General features: G+C 61.2%; 23 protein-coding genes. 15 read left to right on the forward strand and 8 right to left on the reverse strand.

Annotated features, from left to right (window positions below; all coding sequences use genetic code 11):
* Positions 1-118: 118 nt before the first annotated feature.
* The 9 genes from BSG20_RS05545 to BSG20_RS37245 all read left to right on the forward strand — a co-directional run bounded on the left by BSG20_RS05545 (position 119) and on the right by BSG20_RS37245 (position 7,381).
* The gene (locus BSG20_RS05545; RefSeq protein ID WP_072372111.1) at positions 119-2,497 is read left to right on the forward strand and encodes a putative monovalent cation/H+ antiporter subunit A; all 2,379 of its coding nucleotides are present in this window, start codon (positions 119-121) and stop codon (positions 2,495-2,497) included.
* Positions 2,494-2,913 carry a Na(+)/H(+) antiporter subunit B gene (locus BSG20_RS05550; RefSeq protein WP_072372114.1) on the forward strand — a complete coding sequence of 140 codons (420 nt, stop codon included), beginning with the start codon at positions 2,494-2,496 and terminating at the stop codon, positions 2,911-2,913. The genes BSG20_RS05545 and BSG20_RS05550 overlap by 4 nt, the downstream gene beginning before the upstream one ends.
* On the forward strand, positions 2,913-3,290 hold the full coding sequence (locus BSG20_RS05555; protein WP_024313790.1) for a Na+/H+ antiporter subunit C: 378 nt from the start codon (positions 2,913-2,915) through the stop codon (positions 3,288-3,290). Before BSG20_RS05550 ends, BSG20_RS05555 begins: the two co-directional genes overlap by 1 nt.
* The gene (locus tag BSG20_RS05560; protein WP_072372116.1) at positions 3,291-4,847 is read left to right on the forward strand and encodes a Na+/H+ antiporter subunit D; all 1,557 of its coding nucleotides are present in this window, start codon (positions 3,291-3,293) and stop codon (positions 4,845-4,847) included.
* Positions 4,844-5,317 (forward strand): Na+/H+ antiporter subunit E, encoded by a 474-nt coding sequence (locus BSG20_RS05565; protein ID WP_072372118.1) that lies wholly within the window; start codon positions 4,844-4,846, stop codon positions 5,315-5,317. Before BSG20_RS05560 ends, BSG20_RS05565 begins: the two co-directional genes overlap by 4 nt.
* Complete coding sequence (locus tag BSG20_RS05570) at positions 5,314-5,691, forward strand: cation:proton antiporter (protein ID WP_072372120.1); 378 nt, start codon at positions 5,314-5,316, stop codon at positions 5,689-5,691. Before BSG20_RS05565 ends, BSG20_RS05570 begins: the two co-directional genes overlap by 4 nt.
* On the forward strand, positions 5,688-6,020 hold the full coding sequence (gene mnhG / locus BSG20_RS05575; protein WP_177309815.1) for a monovalent cation/H(+) antiporter subunit G: 333 nt from the start codon (positions 5,688-5,690) through the stop codon (positions 6,018-6,020). Before BSG20_RS05570 ends, mnhG begins: the two co-directional genes overlap by 4 nt.
* A 443-nt stretch (positions 6,021-6,463) precedes the next feature.
* Entirely contained in the window at positions 6,464-6,895 is a 432-nt protein-coding gene (locus BSG20_RS05580) for a Ros/MucR family transcriptional regulator (protein ID WP_024313785.1), read from the forward strand.
* Between the two features lie 138 nt (positions 6,896-7,033).
* Positions 7,034-7,381, forward strand: coding sequence for a DUF6456 domain-containing protein (locus BSG20_RS37245; protein ID WP_368681544.1), 348 nt, complete (start codon positions 7,034-7,036; stop codon positions 7,379-7,381).
* Between the two features lie 17 nt (positions 7,382-7,398).
* On the opposite strand, the gene BSG20_RS05590 is transcribed toward BSG20_RS37245, so the two are convergent.
* Both BSG20_RS05590 and BSG20_RS05595 read right to left on the reverse strand, forming a co-directional pair.
* Entirely contained in the window at positions 7,399-7,821 is a 423-nt protein-coding gene (locus tag BSG20_RS05590) for a SufE family protein (RefSeq protein ID WP_072372172.1), read from the reverse strand.
* Positions 7,822-8,025: 204 nt separating this feature from the next.
* Positions 8,026-8,520, reverse strand: a complete 495-nt coding sequence (locus tag BSG20_RS05595) for a DUF5330 domain-containing protein (protein ID WP_072372122.1) — start codon at positions 8,518-8,520, stop codon at positions 8,026-8,028.
* 461 nt (positions 8,521-8,981) lie between these two features.
* Here BSG20_RS05595 and BSG20_RS05600 point away from each other — a divergent pair, with 461 nt between their 5' ends.
* The 3 genes from BSG20_RS05600 (at position 8,982) to BSG20_RS05610 (ending at position 11,887) form a co-directional block, all read left to right on the forward strand.
* A complete protein-coding gene (locus BSG20_RS05600; protein ID WP_072372124.1) occupies positions 8,982-10,514 on the forward strand; it encodes a sensor histidine kinase in 1,533 nt (510 codons plus the stop codon).
* On the forward strand, positions 10,486-11,418 hold the full coding sequence (locus tag BSG20_RS05605; protein WP_072372127.1) for a peptidoglycan-binding domain-containing protein: 933 nt from the start codon (positions 10,486-10,488) through the stop codon (positions 11,416-11,418). The genes BSG20_RS05600 and BSG20_RS05605 overlap by 29 nt, the downstream gene beginning before the upstream one ends.
* A gap of 112 nt (positions 11,419-11,530) precedes the next feature.
* Positions 11,531-11,887, forward strand: a complete 357-nt coding sequence (locus BSG20_RS05610) for a DUF1491 family protein (protein ID WP_072372130.1) — start codon at positions 11,531-11,533, stop codon at positions 11,885-11,887.
* 6 nt (positions 11,888-11,893) lie between these two features.
* Here BSG20_RS05610 and BSG20_RS05615 read toward each other — a convergent pair whose 3' ends face one another.
* Complete coding sequence (locus BSG20_RS05615) at positions 11,894-12,910, reverse strand: DUF2336 domain-containing protein (protein ID WP_072372133.1); 1,017 nt, start codon at positions 12,908-12,910, stop codon at positions 11,894-11,896.
* A gap of 170 nt (positions 12,911-13,080) precedes the next feature.
* Positions 13,081-13,287 carry a hypothetical protein gene (locus tag BSG20_RS05620; RefSeq protein WP_037117211.1) on the reverse strand — a complete coding sequence of 69 codons (207 nt, stop codon included), beginning with the start codon at positions 13,285-13,287 and terminating at the stop codon, positions 13,081-13,083.
* A 519-nt stretch (positions 13,288-13,806) separates the two neighbouring features.
* On the opposite strand from BSG20_RS05620, the gene BSG20_RS36315 reads away from it, so the two are divergent.
* Positions 13,807-13,974, forward strand: a complete 168-nt coding sequence (locus BSG20_RS36315) for a hypothetical protein (RefSeq protein ID WP_167371542.1) — start codon at positions 13,807-13,809, stop codon at positions 13,972-13,974.
* Positions 13,975-13,984: 10 nt separating this feature from the next.
* On the opposite strand, the gene BSG20_RS05625 is transcribed toward BSG20_RS36315, so the two are convergent.
* Both BSG20_RS05625 and BSG20_RS05630 read right to left on the reverse strand, forming a co-directional pair.
* Positions 13,985-14,539 (reverse strand): DUF1254 domain-containing protein, encoded by a 555-nt coding sequence (locus BSG20_RS05625; RefSeq protein ID WP_072372136.1) that lies wholly within the window; start codon positions 14,537-14,539, stop codon positions 13,985-13,987.
* Positions 14,532-15,119 carry a DUF1214 domain-containing protein gene (locus BSG20_RS05630; protein ID WP_072372138.1) on the reverse strand — a complete coding sequence of 196 codons (588 nt, stop codon included), beginning with the start codon at positions 15,117-15,119 and terminating at the stop codon, positions 14,532-14,534. The genes BSG20_RS05625 and BSG20_RS05630 overlap by 8 nt, the downstream gene beginning before the upstream one ends.
* Before the next feature lie 429 nt (positions 15,120-15,548).
* Here BSG20_RS05630 and BSG20_RS05635 point away from each other — a divergent pair, with 429 nt between their 5' ends.
* Positions 15,549-15,992 carry an SRPBCC family protein gene (locus BSG20_RS05635; RefSeq protein ID WP_072372141.1) on the forward strand — a complete coding sequence of 148 codons (444 nt, stop codon included), beginning with the start codon at positions 15,549-15,551 and terminating at the stop codon, positions 15,990-15,992.
* A 387-nt stretch (positions 15,993-16,379) separates the two neighbouring features.
* Here BSG20_RS05635 and BSG20_RS05640 read toward each other — a convergent pair whose 3' ends face one another.
* The gene (locus tag BSG20_RS05640) at positions 16,380-18,515 is read right to left on the reverse strand and encodes a transglycosylase domain-containing protein (protein ID WP_072372144.1); all 2,136 of its coding nucleotides are present in this window, start codon (positions 18,513-18,515) and stop codon (positions 16,380-16,382) included.
* Between the two features lie 187 nt (positions 18,516-18,702).
* On the opposite strand from BSG20_RS05640, the gene BSG20_RS05645 reads away from it, so the two are divergent.
* The gene (locus BSG20_RS05645; RefSeq protein WP_072372175.1) at positions 18,703-19,191 is read left to right on the forward strand and encodes a YcgN family cysteine cluster protein; all 489 of its coding nucleotides are present in this window, start codon (positions 18,703-18,705) and stop codon (positions 19,189-19,191) included.
* Here the strand turns inward: BSG20_RS05645 and BSG20_RS05650 are convergent.
* Positions 19,184-19,753: a TetR/AcrR family transcriptional regulator gene (locus tag BSG20_RS05650; RefSeq protein ID WP_072372147.1), complete on the reverse strand. Its 570-nt coding sequence runs from the start codon at positions 19,751-19,753 to the stop codon at positions 19,184-19,186. The genes BSG20_RS05645 and BSG20_RS05650 overlap by 8 nt on opposite strands.
* Between the last annotated feature and the right edge of the window lie 80 nt (positions 19,754-19,833).

Below are 19,833 nucleotides of genomic sequence, written 5' to 3' on the forward strand. Positions count from 1 at the left end.
GCCGCTGCAAGTTGCTCCTGGTCGAACAAGGCTTGTGACCGCGCTCCTGTTCTCGTACACCTGACGGGACTTCCGGCTTTCGCCGGCTCCACGAAGCGTTGCCAGCAGAGGAGGGCACATGGCCGGTGTCACGGCTTTGACATTTGCGGCCTTGTGTCTGCCACTTCTCGGCGCTGTTGTTGCTCCCTTTCTCGTTCGCGCCTTTGGTGCAAGCGCCGCCTGGCTGCTGGCGCTCGCGCCGCTTTTGGCCTTTGCGCACTTCGCCAGCCTGCTGCCGGCGATATCGGCCGGCAAGGTGATCACCGGCGGCTATGCCTGGGTGCCGAGTTTCGACCTCCGCTTCTCCTGGCTGCTTGACGGTCTTTCGCTGACCTTTGCGCTGCTGATCACCGGTATCGGCACGCTGATCGTGCTGTATGCCGGCGGGTATCTGAAGGGGCACCGGGATCAAGGGCGTTTCTTCTCGTTCATCTTCCTGTTCATGGGCGCCATGCTCGGCCTCGTCGTATCAGACAGCCTGCTGATGCTCTTCGTCTTCTGGGAGCTGACGTCGATCACGTCCTTCCTGCTGATCGGGTTCCACCACGAGCGCCCTGCCGCCCGTCGTGCCGCCTTACAGGCGCTTGTCGTTACCGGTGGCGGCGGCCTTTTGCTGTTGGCGGGCCTACTGCTGATCTGGAGCACGACAAATGCCACGCAGCTGTCGACGCTGCTTCAGTCCGGCGATCTGCTGCGCGCCAATCCATACTACCTGCCGATCCTGATCCTCGTTCTCGGCGGCGCCTTCACCAAGTCCGCGCAGTTTCCGTTTCATTTCTGGCTGCCGAACGCGATGGAGGCGCCGACACCGGTTTCCGCCTACCTGCACTCGGCGACAATGGTGAAGGCGGGCGTCTATCTCCTGATGCGGCTCAATCCGGTGATGGGCGGGACGCCTGCGTGGGAGCTATTGCTGCCGCTCTTTGGTGGCGCGACGTTGATCATCGGCACGCTGCTTGCGATCCGTCAGACCGACCTCAAGCTGCAACTCGCCTACACGACCGTCTCGTCGCTTGGCCTTCTTGTGCTGCTGACCGGCTTCGGCTCTCCCCATGCGGTCGAGGCCGCGGCGCTCTACCTCGTGGCGCATTCGTTCTTCAAGGGAGCGCTGTTCCTGGTTGCCGGCATCATCGACCATGAGACCGGCACGCGCGACATCACCCGGCTCGGCGGCCTGAGGAAGGCGATGCCGCTGACATTTGCTGCCGCCCTTGCCGCGGCGATTTCGATGGGCGGCCTGCCGCCATTTTTTGGCTTCCTCGCCAAGGAGGAAATCTATGCCGCGCTGGCCCATGGGGACCCGCGATCGATCGTCTTTACGCTGGTTGCGGTATCAGGCAACGCGCTGATGTTCGCGATCGGTTTTGCGGTGACGCTGAAGCCGTTTCTCGGGTCTGTTCCGGAAACGCCGAAGCACCCGCGCGAGGCGCCGCCATTGCTGTTGGCCGGTCCCGTCGTGCTGGCACTGCTCGGTTTGATCGGTGCAGTCTTCTCGGCAGGTTTTCATCACTACATCTCGTCTCCGGCGGCGTCGGCAATCCGGGGCTCGTCGAGCGTGATCGAGATTTCATTGATCCCGCATGTCGGCGTGCCGCTGCTTCTTTCCGCCCTTACGATCGCGCTCGGCCTTCTTGTCTATTGGAAAATCGACCAAGCGCGTCGGAAGATGGCAGTGGTATTAGGCAAGCTCGGACCGGGGCCGGATCGCGGTTTCGATCACTTCATTGCCGGTCTCGTCAGCCTGTCGGTCCGCGCGACGCGTTTTGTCCAGCCGGGACGACTTGAACTCTACATCACCTGTACCTTCCTCTGCGTCGCCGCGATCCTGCTCGTACCGCTCTGGCTCTACGGCGAAATGCCTGCGCTTCCCGTCTGGCCGCGAGAGGTCCAGATTCACGAATGGGCCGTTTTCCTGCTCGCCGTGCTCGGCCTGTTGAGCGTTGTCATTGCGCGTGACCGGCTGACGGCGATCGTCTCCCTCGGCATCCAGGGCTTCTCCGTCGCCATCATATTCCTGCTGTTCGGTGCGCCCGACCTTTCCTTCACGCAGTTCATGGTGGAGACACTGTCGGTCGTCATCCTGGCTTTGGTCATGACCCGCCTTCGATTGTCGCCGACCGACCGGCGGCCACTCGGCCAGAAGATACTCGACGGCAGCATCGCCATCGCCTGCGGCTGCGGCTTCGCGCTGCTGCTGATGAAAGCCACGCAGGCGCCGTTCAACAACGCGCTGACGGAGTTCTTCAATACCTACTCGAAGTCGGTCGCCCATGGCGCCAACGTCGTGAACGTCATCATCGTCGATTTCCGCGGTACCGATACGCTGGGCGAGATCGCCGTCGTCGCCATCACCGGCCTTGCCATCCTCGCCCTCATTCGCGTCCGCGCGCAGACCGAGCGCAAGCTTGCGGAAAACGATCCGGATGCTCCCGAGGATCTGGGAGTCGAGCGCCCGTGAACACGCTGATCTTCCGCACGATCGCCCCGGTTTTGACGGCGCTGATGCTGCTCTTTTCCCTCTTCGTCCTCCTGCGCGGCCACAACGAGCCGGGCGGCGGCTTCATCGGTGGTCTGATTGCGGCCTCGGCGCTGGCGATCTTCGGCATTGCCCGCGGCGTTGGCGCCGTCCGCAGGGCCATCATTTTCCATCCGCTGTCGATATCAGGCGCCGGACTATTGATGTCCTGCTGCGCCGGCCTTCTGTCGATTGGCTTTGGCGTGCCGTTCATGACCGGGCTGTGGATCTATCCCGAGATTTCAGGCGTCGAGGTGCCGCTCTCGACCGTCATGCTCTTCGATATCGGGGTCTACCTGGTGGTGGTCGGCGCCATCACCTCGATCGCGTTGGCGCTGGAAGAAAGGGAGGTCGAGTGATGGAGCCGCTGTTTGCGATCCTTGTCGGTCTGTTCTTCGCCGCCGCGATCTATCTGATGCTGTCGAAATTCTCGATCCGCATCATGCTCGGCATCGCCATCCTCGGCAACGCCGTCAACCTGCTGCTGTTCACGGCCGGGCGGTTGACGCGCGAGGTGCCGCCGATCATCCCGGCCAATCTCGATGCGCTTCCGGCCGCCGCCGCCAATCCGTTGCCGCAGGCGTTGATTCTGACGGCGATCGTCATCTCGTTTTCCTTCCTCGCCTTCCTCCTGGTGCTGACCTATCGCGCCTATCAGGATATCGGCACCGACAACACCGACGAGATGCGGGTGGCCGAACCCGTCGATCCGCCGCTGCCGCCGATGGGGTACTAGATGGCGGCTCCGGCAAATACGATCACCGATCTTTCCGCTGCGATGGTGACGGCGCCTGTGCCTTTGGCGAACTGGCTTGTCATTGCACCCGTCGCGCTCTGCCTCACCCTCGGCGCTGCGCTGTTGATGATGCGCAGCTCGACGCGGTTGCAGGCGCTGGTCGCCATTCCCGGCCTTGCCGTTCTGGTCTTGCTGGATGCCGCGCTGTTGGCAAAGGTCGTCGCGCATGGCCCGTTGACCATGGTCATGGGGCGCTGGCTTCCTCCCTTCGGCATCGCCTTCACCGTCGATCTCTTCGGCGCGCTGATGACCCTGACTGCCGCCGTCGCGGCGCTTGCCGGCGGCCTTTATGCACTGAAGGATGTGACCGAAAGCGGTCGCCGCTACGGCTTCTTCCCCTTCTTGATGCTGCTGATGGCAGGCGTCTCAGGAGCGTTCCTGACCGGCGACGTCTTCAACCTCTACGTCTGGTTCGAGGTTCTTCTTATTTCGTCCTTTGGCATGTTGATCCTCGGCTCGGAGCGCGGGCAGATCGACGGGGCGCTGAAATATGCGGTACTGAACCTGATCGGAACGACCTTGTTCCTGATCTCAGTCGGCATTGTCTACGCGGTCTTCGGTACGCTCAATATGGCCGATATCGCAGGCAAGGTGGAAGGTGCGCGCGACACCGCGCCGCTGATGACCCTGTCAGCTCTGGTGGTGCTGGCCTTCGCCATGAAGGCGGCTGCCTTTCCCGTCAATTTCTGGCTGCCGGCCTCCTACCACACGCCGCGCATCGTCGTGTCGGCGCTGTTTGCCGGTCTGCTGACCAAGGTCGGCGTCTACGCTCTGATCCGCATCATGGTGATGCTGCTGCCGGTCGAGCGCGAGCAATTGAGCCTGGTGATCGCCGTGGCCGGTGCGGCCACCATTGTCTTCGGCGCGCTCGGCGCTCTGGCGCAGGACGATATCCGCAAATTGCTCGGCTACGTGGTGATATCGGGCATCGGCAACATGCTGGTCGGCATTGCGCTCGGCACGCCCGGCGGTCTCTCGGGTGCGATCTTCTACGCCTTGCATTCCATGCTGCTGATGACGGCGCTCTATCTTTTAGCCGGACAGGCAGCCGCGCTCGCTGGTAGCTTCTCGCTGGCCGACCTTGGTGGGCTCTATCGTCGCAGCGGCAGTTTTGCTGCCGTGTCTTTCATCCTGTTTCTCGCCGCCTGTGGATTGCCGCCTCTTTCCGGCTTCTGGCCGAAGGTGGTCTTGGTCCGGGCGTCGATCGATGTCGGCGCGTGGTGGCTGGCCGCCGCGATCCTGATCGGCGGTTTCCTGATGACGATCGCGTTCGGACGCGTGTTCCTGCTCGCCTATTGGCGGCCGGCCGCAGCGCCGCAGCCGGCAGCCTCGATTGGCTGGCAGGCGGGGCTGCCGCTCGTGATCCTCACGGCCCTCATTGCCGGCTTCGGCATTCTACCGGAGACGCTGTTGGAATTGGCGCAGGCGGCGGCCACCGGTCTCGTCGATCCGACGGCTTATCTGCAGTCGGTCTTCCCGGACGGAGCGATGCCATGATTGCCCTGCTGCTTAACCTCCTTCTGGCCATCGCCTGGGCTACCGTCACCGGCAGCGCCTCGCCGCACAATCTCATATTCGGCTTTGCTCTCGGCGCCTTGTGCCTCACTATTGTGCGCGAGCCCTATGGCAGTAGGGGATATCTTCGCCGGTCTTGGGCAATCCTGCATCTTACCCTACTGTTTCTGAAAGAGTTGGCGATTTCCGCCTGGCGGGTCGCCGTCACGGTGCTGACGCCCAACATGCGGCTGCAACCCGGCATCTTCGCCTTTCCCCTGACTGTCGATCGCGATTTCGAGATTACGCTTCTTGCCAACATGATCACGCTGACGCCAGGCACACTGTCGGTCGATGTCTCCGAGGACCGCAAGACGCTCTATGTCCATGCGCTGGATTGTGCCAATCCCGAAGCGACCAAACGCGATATCGCCAACGGTTTCGAACGCAGGATCATGGAGGCCTTCCGATGATCGCGCCGCTTGCCATCGTCTCCGCAGCCGCCGGGGTCGCTCTCATGATCCTTGGCGTCGCCTTTCTTCTGGCAGGCTGGCGGGTGGTTGTTGGGCCGACGCTGCCTGACAGGATACTGGCGCTCGACACGCTTTCGGGCACGGCGATCGGCTTCATTGCCGTATTGGCGGTCAAAACAGGCTTTAGCCTCTACATCGACATTGCCATCTCGCTGGGTCTGGTCGGCTTCCTGGCGACGGTCGCCTTCGCGCGTTTCGTGATGTCGCGCAGCATTGTTGCAGAACGGCACAGCGAAAAAACCGCGGGTGCCTCGAAAAAGCCCAAAGTGGCAGCCAAACGCAGCCGCGCAGCGGAAAGAAAGGGCAAGGCATGATGGACTACGCGGTCGCGCTTGCCGTCACGTTCCTGCTGCTTGCCGGCTCGCTGTTTGCCCTCGTCGCCGCGCTCGGCGTCGTGCGGTTACCGGACCTTTACACGCGTATGCACGCCGCTTCCAAGGCCGGAACGGTCGGTTCCGGCATGCTGCTTTTCGCCGCCGGTGTCGCGTCGGGCGAGGTTGCGGTCTTTGCGCGGGCGCTGGCAGGGTTCGTCTTTTTTCTGTTAACGGCGCCGGTCGCAGCGCATCTTCTCGCCAAAGCGGCACACCAGACAGGACACCGTCTTGGCCCTCAATCGGTGCGTGATGACCTCGCCAAAAGATGAGAGCGCTTCCGATTCAGTATTTTAAGTTGATTTTTGCACCCTTTTGCAGATTTCTTAATGGTTAATGTTTGGGTCTAGGGCAGACAATTCTTGCGAGTGGGGCATTTTTCGGTAGATATATATGAAATAATAATTGGCGTTTTCGCAAAACGGTGATATTTGGTGTTCCAAGTAGAGTTCTGATATTGAATTAGAATGACGTTGCTTATTTCCTCATTGGCTTTGCATTTCAGTGTTTACTTGAGGAAGTGGACTGCGTGATAGCGTACTAATTCGAAATCAGGCAGTATAAGAAACGGGTTTCGGCCTCAGGAATCTAGGGGTGGATTTCAGTTTTTCGAAACAGGTAGCCGTAGCCTGAGTTTTTTGCTGTTCGCTCTACGATGACGGTCTTGGCTGACGAGGCTTAGACCTTTGGAGCATTGAAACAGGAGAAACGTATTATGACGGATACTGCAGCCGGTAGCGGGCCGGAATTGCTGGTGGAGCTTACCGCAGACATTGTCGCCGCCTATGTCAGCAACCATGTGGTCCCAGTTGGCGATCTTGCCAACCTGATCTCGGACGTGCATTCGGCACTGAGCAATACATCGGCGCCGCAACCTGCAACGGCGGTTGTCGAGAAGCAGAAGCCGGCTGTATCGGTGCGTAAATCCGTTCAGGATGAGCAGATCACCTGCCTGGAATGTGGCGGCAACTTCAAGTCGCTCAAGCGTCATCTGATGACCCACCACAGCCTCTCGCCGGAAGAATACCGCGAGAAATGGGAGCTTCCCGTCGACTACCCGATGGTAGCGCCGGCCTATGCTGAAGCGCGTTCGCGCCTCGCAAAGGAAATGGGGCTCGGCCAGCGTCGCAAGCGCGGCCGCGGCTGATTGTTGCCAAGAATACGATCTGAAGAGCCGGGCAGAAGCCCGGCTTTTGTGTTTTTGGAGGGATAGGAACGGGGGACAGTAATCCTGTTCATCCGCCCGTCAAAGAAATTGAGAAGCGGGATCAACAGAACGTTGCGCATGCATCCTTTTGTTTGTCCCCGGATCACCGCCTCCAGGCCGCCGCACCATGCAAGTCGTGCGAAAGGAGAGCGTGGCGGCATGGCCGACCTCGCCGACAGCGCGATCGCCGCGCGCGCTGGAAGCGATGGGCCCGGAGCTTGCCGGCGTGCGGCTCGATGTCTGCTGCTTCATGAAGGACTGGAAACCGTGGAGCGGGAGCGTCGGCGGCCGGTGCGCTCTGCCAAGCTGGTGTTGCGTACGGCGCTGATGGCGCTGTCACGGCATTATAGTCGGCCCGCACCGGCGCCCCGACCGCGCGTGGAGTGTTGGGGTGCGGAGGGCTATCGGCCCGAATTGTATTCGTGACCGGTGTCGGCGGCTGCCTAGGCCACGGCGCGTACGCGTGCTTCCTCGCGGATGCGGTTGACCATCGAGCGCAGACCGTTGGCGCGCTGCGAGGAAAGGTGTTCGACAAGGCCGATCTTGGAGAATACGTCGAAGGCATCGAGCGCAGCGATCTCGGAGGCCTTCTTGCCGGAATAGGTCGCCAGCGCGATGGCCACGAGCCCGCGCACGATATGCGCGTCGGAGTCGCCCTCGAAAGTCATCAACGGATTGTCCGGATCCCCCTCGGTGTGCGTGACCAGCCAGACCTGGCTGGCGCAGCCCATCACCTTGTTGGCCGATATCTTCTGGTCGTCGGGAAGGTCCGGCAGCGCCTTTCCAAGCTCGATCACATAGCGATAGCGGTCTTCCCAGTCGTCAAGGAAGGAGAAATCATCGAGGATCTGCTCGAGGGACGTCATGTATTCTAGCCTTTCGTTATCAAGATTCATATAGGTGAAACGCGGCCAGATTTGAACCATTAAAAAGAAACGCCGCAAAGGATATGCATCCACGCGGCGCAGCAAAGGCTGAAAATAAACAGGGCAGGCACGTCAGGCACGGGACTTTTCCGCGTCGTGCGGATCGTCGGTGCAAGCTTGGTTGCGGGAAGTCTCGCGGAATTCTCAGCTGGCAGGGCGCGGCGTCGGCAGCGGAATGGTGCCGGTCGTTACGGTGTCGGAGATGGCCTCGCCGCCGTCATCAACCGGCGGGCGATAGGGCAGCGGCTGGTTGAGGGCTGCGGTCCGTTCCTGCGCCGCGGTCTGGGCCTCGGCATGCGCCGGTGCAAGCGCCGCGACAGGAGCACTCGGCGCGATTGTCGCAACAGCAGGCTTGACTGCATTATCGTCGCCGAAGCGGCTGTCCAACAGCTCGTAGGCGACACGGGCGCCTTCGCGAGCCCGGTGGCCGAGGGCTGTCATGGTCTCGGCACCCTTGACACAGACTTCCGGCTTCTCGCCGCACATGCCGGTCACATAGTCATAGGCACCTGTCGCCGCGACAAAGGCGTCGGAAACCTGCAATTTCGGCTGGGGACCTGTAGAGCTTTCGCCGCTGAAAAACGACAAGAGCACGAGCACAAGCCCGAACCAGAATGATCCTTTGATCAGAAACCACATCGTCGTTGCCCATCCTGATTTGCCGTTCGGTCTTGCTGCCGAATCTGTCCGGTCTTGCGGTGTGCTTTGACCTTAGAGCAGAGTTGCGAATGCCGGTTTTCGAAACTCGTCGGCATTTGCGGCAAATTTAGCTCGAATTTTAATGAACGGGATTTGCACCACATTTCAGTCAAATTGTAGCGACCGTCGTTAAGCATGTGGCGGGCCACCTCCTGTAATTGCAGGCAAACCTTGCGGCGAAGCTGCCACAAAGGTTAACGGAAGTCCGAAATGTGAGCGAAATCCGTCGCTTACCGCCCGTTAACCGTAAAAACCAAAGCCGCTTTCATATGCCCAAAAACGGGACATTTCGCTCTTTTGCGGCGTGGAGGCGGCTTTTCCCTTATCCTTTCTTTAAGCGCCCAAGGCCTATTGTCCGCCTTGGTAAAGAGCCTTTTTCGGGCGGGTATTGCGTGCGTGTAATGAGTAAGATCGCAGAGCGGGCGGCAGCCCTCGTGGACCGGGCAGTCGGAAGCTGGCTCTCCCGGACAGGCGGCGGTGCAGCCGTGCGCCAACGCGAACTGATGATCCTGCGCCGATTGGCATTGCTGTCGTCTGTGGCTCTCGTTGCAGCACCCGTCGGGCTCTCCCTGGTCACCAGTCCCGCTGTCGCACTGCCGGTAGGTGTCGCGACCGTGTGCGCGGCTTTCCTCTTCTCCGCAGTGGGCAGCATTGCGCTGTCGCGCCAGAGCACGGCAACGGCGGCGGTCGCCGCGCCCATTGCCGAAGACTTTTTCATGGAGGCAACGCCCGGTCTCGCCTTGTTCCTCGACCCACAGGGCAACGTCACCACCGTCGGCGGTCGCGACAAGCGCGAGTATCTCGCCTGGATGCGCGATCCGATCGGCAAGGGCTTCGTCGATCAGATACACGTCTCCGACCGTATTCTTTTCCTGCAGGCGCTGGATCAGTTGCGCCAGGGCGAGGCGAGGGCCGCCGTCGACCTGCGCCTGGAGCGCCCGTCCGTTTCGCGCGACAACCGGCAGTTTGCCTATCTGCGCATGGACCTGACGGCGCGGCATGACAGCGACGGCGTCTTCTTCAGCGTGATTGCCCAGCTGCGCGACGTCTCGATGGAGCAGCAGTTGCGGCAGGAAGCGCAGAGCCGTGCCGCCGACGCCCGCACGGCCAACGACGCAAAATCGCGGTTCCTCGCCGCCGTCAGCCACGAGCTGCGCACCCCGCTCAATGCCATCCTCGGCTTCTCCGACATTCTGCTCGGCGAGTATTTCGGCAAGTTTGAGAACGAACGCCAGCGCGAATATGTCGGTCTTGTCAGGGACTCCGGCGCGCACCTGCTTTCGGTCGTCAACACCATGCTCGACATGAGCAAGATCGAAGCCGGCCGCTACGAGCTCTGCCTCGAACCCTTCGACATTGCTGCCGTCGTCCGTTCCTGCGAGGCAATGCTGGCGTTGCAGGCGAAAACCAAGGGTGTGACGCTGACGAGCCGCGTGCAGCGCGGTCTTGACGAGGTCGTTGCGGATCAGCGCGCGATCCAGCAGATCCTGATCAATCTGGTCGGCAATGCCGTGAAGTTCACTGATGCCGGCGGCGCGATCTCGATCGATGCCTCGATGCGTGACGGCGTTCTGAACCTTTGCGTCAGTGATACCGGCATCGGCATTCCGGGCGACAAGCTGGAACTGCTCGGCCAACCTTTTGTCCAGATCCAGAACGACTATAGCCGTCGCTTCGAAGGGACGGGGCTCGGTCTGTCGCTGGTGAAGGGTTTGGTGGCGTTGCATGGTGGCGACTTCGCTATCGCCAGCACGCCGGGCTCCGGCACGATCATCACGATTTCCATCGCAGCGGATGGCTCTGGCATTCCAGCTGCGGGTACTGCCCGCAACGATCTTGTCGAGTTCCCGCCGCGACTGAAGGCTGCGCCGGCGCTTGTCGGTGTTTTGGAAGAGGGGCTTTTCGATGGCCGCGAGCAAGCGAAAATCGCCTAGGGGAAGGAGGGGCCGGCAGAAGAGGCCGGGCCTGCTTCTCACCGGGGCATCCGCAGTTGGCGGATTGGGACTGCAGGGCGCAAGCGCGCTCGGCGGCGTGATTGGCCGTAACCCGTCGGTTGCCGGCGGCACGGCAGCCTTCCTGGTCATCTTCAGCTTCGTTGCCGCCAACGCGCTCTGGTATCAGCCGGGCGCACATCCGCATCCGTTCCTGCGCACTCGTGATGCGCTTTTCCCGAATGTGCTTGGCGGCCGGCCGGCCGCCGAGGAGCATGGTGGCAACGTCACGACGTTCAAGATCGAGCGGCAGGACGAGGCCGACGCCACGCAGACGAATGCGACGCCGCCGGCCGCTCCTGGTGGTCAGCGGCCGAGCCAGATCGTCATGGACATCCAGACCGAGCTGGTAAGGCGCGGCCTCTACAACGGCACGCCGGATGGAGTGATTGGTCCGCGCACCAGTGCGGCGATCCTCTTCTTCGAAGAAACCGTGGGCATGCCGCAGACGGGCGACGCGACGCCCGACGTGCTGGCAGCGCTGAGAACGGACTCGGTCGGCCCCTCGGCGGTTCCGTTGGAAAAACCGCCCGAGGACGTGACATCGAAGGCATCCGCTGAGGATCCGGTCGCCGCCGCCATCCGCAGTGCAGAAAGAAACATCAAGACCGCGCCGACACCCGCAAGGAAGGCAGTCCAGTCGGCGGAACTGTCGAGTGTCGACCTCGTCTTGAAGATCCAGAAGGGTCTGACCAACATGGCCTATGCCAATGTCGGCGTCGACGGCGTGCCGGGCGAACAGACGCGCACCGCCATCCGCCACTTCCAGAAGCACTACAACCTTCCCGAGAACGGTGAGCCCAGCGAAGCGGTCCTGAAGAAGCTCAAGGAAATTGGCGCGCTCTAAGGTTGCCGTCGTAGCGACACAATTACAGCGCGAACCTCTGACGAGGACCAATATCAACCGCGCGGGGCGACCGCAGCATTGGCGCTGCCCGTTTGTCTGCTATAGGACGCCGATGAGATTACGCACTGACATCTTTGTCTCCGCCATTCTGCGCCGGGTTTTTGCCAAGGGCGGCTTTGCCGCTGTCGAGGCGAAGGGCGCCGACGAGGCAGGCGTCGTCTTCATCCGCCAGCACTTCCGCGATGGTCTTGAGACGCTTTATGGCCCTGCGCCACAGAGTTTTTTCGACGAAGAAACGACCGGCGCCCGGCTGTTCGAGCAGCGGTTGACGCGCAAAGAGCCTGACAGGATCAGGGAAATGCTCGAGCGCGAGCGGAGGTTTGACCCCGACCTCTGGATCATCGAGCTGGAAGCCGACGATCTCGGCGATATCGTTCCGCTTGTCGATCAGCGTCAGAACCCGCTGTAGACAGGATCAGCGTGTGCGGCCGATGATGCGCCTGTCTCGGGCGGGCGGCACCTCGTGGGCGGGGTGGGCCGTTTCTGTTTCCTCGGGCAGGTAGGTGTAGGTGTCCGCGCGGCGCCAGGCTTCGACGCGGGCACTGCACTCTTCCGGATCAAGCCCGTCCAGCACCATCCAAGCGCGCGTAACGCTGTGCTGCGGTTCCGCGAGGTGAGGATAGAGCCTTTCGAGCACGAAGACGGCGTCGAGGAAATCCATGCCGAGACTGATGAGAGTGGTCGCCAGCTGCTGTCCGGAGATATCGAGCATGATGCGCTCGGCAAGCCAGCGGCTTGCGGAAAGTGCATCGGCAAGTGCCTTGGCAAAGAGCACTGCCTCGCGGTTGCGGGCGAAGCGGACGAGCAGCGCGGCCTGGATCGGCGACAGGTTCCTGAGCCCCAGGCGATCGCCCTCCGGACGGCTGACGTGACGCGCCAGTTCCCGGATCCTGTTGCGCATTTCTTCTTCGTTGGCGCGGTGTGCGGCAGCTTCAGCGTCCTCGAGGGACGTGGGAGCCGGTGGTTCGGGTGGCACGACACTGGGCGCCTCGACCTCGACCGGTGCCGCCAGCCGCTGTTCTGCCTGACGCAGACCGACCAGAGCGTCGATGACCCGCGGCGAAAGGGCATTCCGGCTGACGATCGCCTTCATGTGCGCGCTACCCTGCGTGCGCGCGATCGTGATCAGGGTTTCGTCGTCGATCGCCGGCGAGGAGGTGAGGAAGGGTGCCGCAATGTCGATCGGCTGGCTGCCGACGAAAAGCGCAACGGCCGGCGGAATATGCGCGCATTGGGAAAGGGCAGCCACGGCCTGTCGCCTTGCCTCATCGGAGGATGCCTGAAACAGCGGCGTGAAGAGTTCGGCGAATTGGCGCAGTTCGGAGCGCGTCGGCGGTTGCAATCCCTCGAAGCTGCTGACAGTCGCCATGAGAACCACGTCCTTCTTCCGGCTGGCGGATGGAGCCTCTAGGTCTCGGAACCGGTCACGCACAAGAACACACCCTGGAAACGCAAAAAAGGGATGCCGCAGGACTGGACGTAGAGAGACGCCCCTTACCCACATAGGTTATGAACAAATCCTACATGGGCAGGGTTAATGGTTGCTGAAGACTTTATTAAAATTGTACCGAAAGGCGCCATCGCCTGAGGCCGCGTCCGAGACTAAAGCCCCTTGTGTCCGCGCAGCGCCGCCAAGAGCCTTTCGGCGTTATTGTTTCCGGATTGGTAGAGGTCGAGGGCTGCGGAGGCTGCCAGTTGCGCCTCGGGGCTCTTGATGTCGATCCGCTTTTCCGCACACCAGGCATCGAGCGCATGGCGAAGCACATCAAGGTCCTCGGGGGAGAATGTCGAACCGATAAACAAAGACATTTTAGCCCCTTCCTTGTCCGTGGTGAACGGAACAGCGCCCAGCCGACCGGCCTCGAACCCCTAGCCGATCGTACAACCATACCGGTATTGCTGAGGACCGCAATTGATATTTTTGTGACGGGAATCGGCCACACTGACGTCCAGCTTGCCTCGGCGACACAACCTCCATTAAGTATATGAATTAATGCTAATATCATTGTGGCATTGTGGACTGAATCTTCTTGTGAGACGTTTGAAACCAAAAGACGGCACGGCGCGTTTATAGAGCGTCGTGCAAGCAGCGAATGTCCACGCATGAAATTAACGATCTGTTAACCGTCATATGTCTCAATTCGGGTATGAACGGCGGTCGAGTGCTTCGGTCGTCCGGTTTCACATCACGGTATTTCAAACAGGTGCCGTGAGAAAAGCGCGAATGCCTCGGAGCCCGGTCTGGCTCTACAGGACGCGCTGGCTCGCAAAGGCGGGCAGGGTGAGATTGCGCAGTTCATCCGTCTCGGGCCGTGCATGGAGACGAGAATGGCAATAGTCGTCGCATTGGCGGACCGTCTATCTCAGACGCGACGCCGCAAGGGCAAGAAACCGGTCGAGGCACAGATCCTGCTTTTCACCGGCGTGCGTTACGAGCGCCTCACGGAAAGCTCGAAGCGTTCCTCCGCGCATCGCGTTTCGCGGGCAAAGAAATAGAGAGATTGCTTCAGTTCGAGGAGCCGGCATACTCGTCGCAGCCGGCCTCCGCGAGAAAGTTCCTTGCGGCCGCGTCAAAGCTCGCCTGGGGCGCCAATGTCCTCAGCACCGCATAACCCTGCGAACGCGTGCTTTCCACGAGAATGGTCTTCTGCAGATCCGGCGGCAAAGCCTTGCGAAGCTCCGTCAGCTGGATCGGCGTTCCGATCAGAACATCGAGCGCGCCTCCGACCGACGTCCTGTCATTCATGCTGAAGACCTCGTTCGATGCCTCGTCATAGAGTGCGATCGACCAGAACGGCACATTGCCCTTGGCCGTCAGGCGGACCGGATTTTCCTCGATATCGAACGCGCAGACCGCGGTGCGGACAAAGGGATCGTCGTTGGAAAGCCCGGCCGCGTCATCGGTAGCACCCAGCAGGTAGAACTTGTCGAGATCGCCCTCGGCAGCGACGCGGGTCGCGGCATCCCTGCCGGTAAAGTGCGGCAGCGACAGGATGATGACGAGATGCAGCAGCGCCGCCCCGAAAAGTCCCGCAAGAATGGCAAACAGGACCCTAAGCATTGCCGCATCCGGTTTTCTGGAGCTTCGGCATGGAAAGGTCGATGACGCCGGAACTGCCCGCCGTCGGGGTATCGAACAGGGTCAGAACGAGCTGGAACGTGCCCGCCGCCGGCAGTGCCAGCCAATTTCCGGGCCGGGCGTGCGCTGCAATCTCGATCGAGAAGCTGCTGTCAGCCTGCCGCAGCACCGTCCAGGAATTCATCGCACCGGGAAGTCCTGGCCGCAACGAGGCCGGGTTGCCGCTATTGTCTGCGGTAAACAGGGTCCAGATGCGGGCAGGCGGCGTCTGCCCTGTGATGCGGTAGCTGCAGCCGGCATTCAGCCGATCGCCCGCATCGTCGACCCTGGCGGTGAACATCAGGCCTTCGGCATTTCCATAGAGCAGGCGTCCGGCCCGGGCTCTGTGCGATTTCGCATAGGGGTCGGCGCTTTCCGTTTGCAGTTCGGGGAAGGCTTCCCAAGCGCCGAGCTTGATCGCGCCGAAGCCAGCCGTTGCATCCAGCGCGTAGAGCGAAATCATGATCCCGCCGCCAAAGGCGATAATCAGAGTCATCGCTATGAAGAGAGGAAACCGAAACACTATGCGCCCTTGAGAAACAAATCAGTTGAAAGGGTTACCACTGATTCTGGCTGCGCGGAATGGCGCAGGGCTCTGCCGGGGGCATATCCCGGCAAAACCGGACAACGCTGGGCTGTCCGCCGCCCTCTGCAAGAGGCGCAGCCGATGGCCGAAGCTGAATTTACCGATGGCACATGGACGACGCCGCCAGTCATAAGGGGTAATCGCAACCCGCAAAGGCCGCTTGTGGCGCATTTCGGCCGACCCAACTCGCGGGTTGTTATACTGGTCCGGCTTTGGCAAGGATGAGGAATGCATTGCCCAGCGCTCTTGGAAACGGGTCAAGGACCGACATCGGCTGCGACCGAATATTTCGATCTCATTGTCGGATTGGCAAAAGCTGGCCCGTCCTAGGGGCATTCATAGTATTCTATCCGTAGGAGGATCATCATGCCCAACACGATACGTCTTCACCGCGTCCTGGCGGCCAGTCCTGAGAAAGTCTATCGCGCATTCCTGGAGCCGGATGCACTGGCCAAATGGCTTCCGCCAAATGGGTTTGCCTGCACGGTGCACCATTTCGAGCCAACCGTCGGCGGAACACACAAGATGTCCTTCCGGAACTTCACGACCGGAAAAAGTCATGCCTTCGGTGGCAACTATCTCGAACTGGTGCCAGGCGAGAAGCTTCGCTACACGGACAAATTCGACGACCCCAACTTGCCTGGTGAAATGGAGGTTACAGTGACGTTGAAGAAAGTCTCGGTCGGCACCGAACTCGATGTCGTCCAGGCGGGAGTACCGGACGTTATTCCTCCGGAGGCATGCTATCTCGGCTGGCAGGAATCGCTTCGCAATCTGGCAAGGCTCGTCGAGCCGGAAATCAACGAATGAGCCTCAAAACCTGCGAAGAGTAGAATCGACTGCTTGGTCGGCGATGCAAGAGCAAGGGGAAAGGCGGAGCTTAGCGACTGAGGCCGCCTGCCTCTTCGACGGGCCGGTTCTTCCAACGCTACGTGAAAACGTAAGGGCCTCTCTTGGCAATCGGTCGCGATGATGCCTCTTGGCGCAAAGCGGAAGTGTCAGATACTCCGCTCGTGACCAAGCGGACACGTTGGCGGGCGCGTTGTGTGGTTCCTCTCATTGGACACCGGCCGAGTGCTTCGCGCAGCTGCCATCCAGCGAAACTATCAGCCCGCACATCGCATCTCAGCGGCAGCAATCGGACCAAAGCGACGTTTTCGCAACGTGAAATCGTCATTGAGCTCCAGGTGGTGGCCCTCAGTTGGCGCTCGCCACCTTTTGCGCTGTAAGCGGTGGGGCCGCCTTCAGCGCCTGTCCAATCTCCTTGAGAATACGCGTCGAATCGACCGAGAGCATCCGCGGACGAATGAGGGGAGGCGGGCTGCCTTCCGCGGGCTCGGCGGCAACGGTCTTGACCGTCTTATCAGGCGGCAGCGGCTGTGTGCCGGGGATTTGCCGCAGAGTGATGCCCTGGTGGGCGTAGTCCATCGCGCGCTTGAAGGTCATTGCCGGCAGCGAGCCGCCGGTCATCTTGTTGGTCGAGGTGTAGTCGTCATTGCCGAACCAGACGGCGGCGGTGTAGTTGCCGGTGTAGCCGATGAACCAGGCGTCACGATAGGCCTGCGTCGTGCCCGTCTTGCCGGCGGTCAGGATGCCGTTGTCGAGGGCTGCCTTGCGCGCAGTGCCGACATAGGGGACGCGCGACAGCATCTGGTTCATATAGGTATCGGCCTTCTCGGAGAGCACACGCTTGGCGGGCGGCTCGTCACGGTCGAAGTCGTAGAGGACGTCACCACCGTAATCCAGAACCTGTGTGATGCCGTGACGGCGCGACTGGTAACCGCCCGCCGGGAAGACGGCATAGGCCGTCGCCTGGTCGAGCACGGTCACTTCTGAGGTGCCGATCGGGATCGTCACGTCGTCGCGCACAGGCGATTCGACCCCGAGATTCTTCGCCATCGCGCGGATCGGCTGGATGCCTAACTTCTCCTTGGCGAGGCGCACCGGGATGGTGTTGATCGACTGGGCAATGGCGGTCGCGATGGTGACACGGCCGGCATACTTGTTGGCGTAGTTATGCGGGCTCCAGTTGCCCCAGTAGATGGGCGCGTCGACGACGATGGTGTCGGGCGTCATGCCGCTCTCCATCGCCACCGAATAGGTGTAGACCTTGAAGGACGAGCCCGGCTGGCGCAGCGCCTTGGTGGCGCGGTTGAACTGGCTTTCGCCATAGTCCCGTCCGCCGACCATGGCGCGCACCGCACCGCCGTTTTCGAGCACGACCATCGCGCCCTGCTTGGCGTGATAGCTCTCGCCATACTCGCGCAACGACGTTTCGACCGAATCTTCGGCCGCGCTCTGCAGGCCCATGTCGATCGTGGTCCGGACGACGAGCGAATGCTGATGGAAGCGTGTCGACAACCGCATCACCTCATCAAAGGCCCAGTCGAGGAAGAAATCGGGCGATTCCACCTGGTTGCGGTCGACGACCGTCGCTGGATTGCGCCGGGCGGCGATCACCTGGCCCTCGGTCATCAGGCCGCTTTGGACGAGGTTGGTCAACACCTCGTTGGCGCGACCGCGCGCCGCCGGCAGGTTGACGTGCGGCGCATATTTCGCCGGGGCCTTGAACAGGCCGGCAAGCATCGCGGATTCGGCCAGATTGACATCGGTGATGCTCTTGCCGAAATAGAACTGCGCCGCCGCCGCAGCACCAAACGTGCCGCCGCCCATATAGGCGCGGTCCAGGTAGGTGGAGAGAATTTCCTTCTTGGAGAGGGTGGCTTCGAGCCACAAGGCCAGGAAGGCTTCCGTGATCTTTCGATCGATCGAGCGTTCGTTGGAGAGGAACAGGTTCTTGGCGAGCTGCTGCGTCAGCGTCGAGCCGCCCTGAACGACTTCGCCGGCCTGGGCGTTGGTGACCACCGCGCGGAAGAGGCCGATGACGTCGATGCCGAAGTGGTCGAAGAAGCGACGGTCTTCGGTTGCCAGCACCGATTTGATCAGTGCGTCAGGCAGTTCATCGATCGGGACGGAATTCTGGTGGATGACGCCGCGATGGCCGATGACGTTGCCGTAGCGGTCGAGGAAGGTGACGGCATAGTCGCCGCGATTGCGCCAATCTTCCTTGGTAGCCTCGAAGGCAGGCTGGGCAAGGGCCAGCATCAGGACGGCGGCGACGGCACCGAGCGTCAGGCCTTCCCCGCCGAGTTCAAAGACGATGCGCTTCCAGCCGCGGACGCGGAAGCGGCGAAAGAAGATGGTGATGTCTTCCCAGATTTCGGCCGAGCGAAAACCGGCGTTCCAGATGGTCGAATCGATCCACGAGTCGATCTTCAGCAACAGGTGGCGTTGCTTGCGCGGCCGTTTTTCTGGATTGTCCGGATCCGTCACGTCTTATATTCCCGCCCGATCAGTCACTTCGACGTCGGAGGAACCTGACGCCGGACTATGGCAAATCTGCCGACAGTGCCCCGGAGCAACCGGAGCTTGGTGAATCATTGGTTGATTTGCCTGACAAGAACAAGAGAAATGGAAGCTCTCACGCGATTTTGCGAGGAGCTGTTGCAAGAACGGAATGATGGAAGAAATACCCTTCTGGAAGACGAAGACGCTCGCCGAGATGACGACGACGGAATGGGAGAGCCTGTGCGACGGCTGCGGCCTGTGTTGTCTCAACAAGCTCGAGGAGTGGGATAGCGGCGACATCTACTTCACGTCGATCCGCTGCAAGCTGCTCGACAATGAGAGTTGTCGCTGTTCCAGCTACGAAAACCGCTGGGACTTTGTGCCCGATTGCGTTCAGCTGACCAAGCAGAATGTCGACGAGATCGCCTGGCTGCCGCCGACCTGTGGCTACCGATTGATCAACGAGGGACGCGATCTCTACTGGTGGCATCCGCTGGTCTCCGGCGATCCCGAGACGGTGCATGCGGCCGGCGTTTCGGCGCGCGGCCGCACGATCAGCGAAACCGAAGTCGATGTCGACGACTTCGAGGATTACGTGGTTGATTGGCCGCTCACGGTTGGCGACGAAGCGCGTGCCAAGAAGCCGGAGACGGCTAAGTAGTGCCGGACTGACCGGTCGTCTCAAGGAATTGCTTTAGCTCGCCGCGAACATAGGCTTCGATCGAGCCTTGCGGCTCGAAGCCCCACCAGAGCAGGCAGCCCTGCCACTGCGAGAGCATCAGCCTTCCAAGAGGCTTCTTGCCTTGGGCGTGAAGGCACTGGTCGAGCGCGTCGGCGAGCGTCCTGCCCCACGCCGCACCGCGAGCACGCAAGGCCCGATCTCGCAGATCTTCCCTCAGGAGCAGCAATCCCTCCGCATAGGAGGCGACATCGTCGCCATAGTCCTTCGAAAGGCCGACGAGCAGGTCTATGGCCCCCTCGTATGTCGTCGGAACGGATTGGATCAGTCGGGCCGTTTGCATGTCCAGCCGGTCCCAGGCGCGCAGTAGGCAGGCCCGCAGCATTGCCGCCTTGGTGCCGAAGCGCTGCACGAGCGTCGAGCCGGAAAGGCCGCTGATCTTCGACACCGCTCCGAAGCTTGCGGCATCTGGTCCTTTGGCATGCACGAGCTCCAGCACCATGTCGAGAAGCTGTTCGTCCGAAAGCGTGCGTGGGCGCGGCATCAAATTCCCTCTTGCGTTCGCGTTAAATATGAACGAACGTTCGTTTATATTCAAGTCGCGGTTAAACCGATCCATCGGGT

Source organism: Rhizobium tibeticum (assembly GCF_900110205.1).
GTDB lineage: Bacteria > Pseudomonadota > Alphaproteobacteria > Rhizobiales > Rhizobiaceae > Rhizobium > Rhizobium tibeticum.